Below are 334 nucleotides of genomic sequence, written 5' to 3'. Positions count from 1 at the left end.
GGAGGGTCGAGGAAGATGGCCAAACGTATCACGATCTGTGCCGGTATCGATACCGGCAAAGCTAAGCTCGACGTGGCAATAGACGGCAGCTCGGAGCAATTGCAGGTCGACAACACGGTAGAAGGCCACCAGGCTTTGGTGGAGTGGCTGAAGGGCCACAAGGTCAAGCGGATAGGGATCGAGGCCAGCGGAGGCTATGAGCAGGCGGTCGTCGCCGAGCTGCGGCGCAAGCGGTTCGTCGTCGTCCTGTTTCAGCCGAAGCAGGTCCGTGCCTATGGCACGTTCCATCAGCTGCTGGCCAAGAACGACAAGATCGACGCGAAGCTGATCGCGA

At 60.2% G+C, this 334-nt stretch carries 1 protein-coding gene; it reads left to right on the top strand.

Annotated features, from left to right (window positions below; translation table 11 throughout):
- Positions 1–15: 15 nt before the first annotated feature.
- Positions 16–334 (top strand): IS110 family transposase (locus tag G8O24_RS43180; protein ID WP_188108473.1); only part of this gene is annotated, 319 nt, incomplete at its 3' end.

Origin of the sequence: Bradyrhizobium campsiandrae, assembly GCF_014529705.1 — a bacterium.
Lineage (GTDB): Bacteria > Pseudomonadota > Alphaproteobacteria > Rhizobiales > Xanthobacteraceae > Bradyrhizobium > Bradyrhizobium campsiandrae.
Note: the sequence above shows the minus strand (reverse complement) of the source record. Positions and strands in the feature narration are given on the sequence as shown.